The sequence below is a fragment of the Dyadobacter sp. BHUBP1 genome (assembly GCF_050587785.1).
In the GTDB taxonomy this organism is placed as follows: domain Bacteria; phylum Bacteroidota; class Bacteroidia; order Cytophagales; family Spirosomataceae; genus Dyadobacter.
Genome location: NZ_JBOBIH010000033.1, coordinates 1 through 1,692, shown reverse-complemented (window position 1 = coordinate 1,692; position 1,692 = coordinate 1). Strand labels below are relative to the sequence as shown.

General features: G+C 56.8%; 1 protein-coding gene. It reads right to left on the bottom strand.

Going from position 1 to position 1,692, the window contains the following annotated elements:
- Positions 1 to 1,692, bottom strand: a 1,692-nt coding sequence (locus ACQ4MZ_RS31475; protein ID WP_430852018.1) for a hypothetical protein, incomplete at both ends; no start/stop codon positions are given.

Sequence of the window (1,692 nt, the reverse complement as noted above, 5' to 3'; positions counted from 1 at the left end):
ACTCGTAATCGTGGTACCTGCCGGGACACAAGTGGTAACGCTGATCGCGGTAATCACCCTGCCAGCAGTAGTCGTGCTGGCCGTCCCCACTACGCTAGCATTGTTGGCCGGCGAAAGCATACTGGCCGTCAGCGAGGGACAACCTGTGACAGGAGCAGTCAACGTAACGGTAATATAGCTGGTAGTGAACGTAGTGCTTGCAGTTTTGACTTTGGCGTAAAAGCGGTAGGTACCCGGATCCAGCAAAGCTGCCGGCCACTTCCCGTCGGCACTACCCTCTTCAGCCAACAGCTTGTAAACACCGGGTTGGCTGGCATCAGGGATTGCTTTGCCCATCAGGTTATGGAATGTATCCGAGGTAGTTGATGCCCAGATTTCTACACTCGTAATAGTGGTACCTGTCGGGACACAAGTGTTGACGCTCAGGGCAGTGATCACCCTGCCAGCAGTCGTCGTGCTGGCCGTACCCACCACTGTGGCATTGTCGATCGGCGAGAGCATACTGCCCGTCAGGGTAGGACAACCTGTGACAGGCGAAGTCAACGTAACAGTAATGTAGTTGGTGGTTACCGTAGTTGTGGCCGTCTTCACGATAGCGTAAAAGCGGTAGGTACCAGGCTCCAGGTAAGCGACAGGCCACTTCCCATTGGCGCTGCCTTCCTCGGCAGCCAGCTTGTAAACGCCCGGTTGACTGGCATCGGCTATCGCATACCCCATTCGGTTATCGAAGGTGCCGGAAGTGGTCGTTGCCCGGATCTCCACACTGGTAATCGTCGAACCCGCAGGTACACAAGTGGATACGCTCAGAGCAGTGATCACCCTGCCAACGGTCGTCGTGCTGGGCGTACCGACCACTGTGGCATTGTCGGCCGGCGAGAGCATACTGCCCGTCAGGGTAGGACAACCTGTTGCAGGCGAAGTCAACGTAACAGTAATGTAGTTGGTGGTGACCGTAGCTGTCGCTGTCTTCACGATAGCGTAAAAGCGGTAGGTACCAGGATCCAGGTAAGCGACAGGCCACTTCCCATTGGCAGTGCCTTCCTCTGCAGCCAGTTTGTAAACACCAGGTTGGCTGGCATCGGCTACCGCATAGCCCATCCGGTTGGGGAAAGTCCCCGTACTGGTTGTCGCCCAAATCTCTACGCTCGTGATGGTAGAGCCCGCGGGCACGCAAGTGTTGACGCTCACGGCAGTGATCACCCTGCCAGCAGTCGTCGTGCTGGGCGTACCAACCACGCTCGCATTGTTGGCTGGTGAGAGCATACTGGCCGTCAAAGCAGGGCAGCCTGTCGCAGGTGGAGCAATCAAGGTGACGGTAATATAGCTGGTAGTGAACGTAGTGCTTGCAGTTTTGACTTTGGCATAAAAGCGGTAGGTACCAGGATCCAGCAAAGCTGCCGGCCACTTCCCGTCGGCACTGCCTTCCTCAGCCAACAGCTTGTAAACACCGGGTTGGCTGGCATCAGCGATTGCCTTGCCCATCAGGTTATGGAATGTATCCGAGGTAGTCGACGCCCAGATTTCTACGCTGGTAATCGTGGTACCTGTCGGGACACAAGTCGATACGCTCAGGGCAGTGATCACCCTGCCAGCGGTCGTCGTGCTGGCCGTTCCTACCACACTCGCGTTATTGGCCGGTGAGAGCATACTGCCCGTCAGTGAGGGGCAACCTGTCACAGCAGGGGCTGTCAG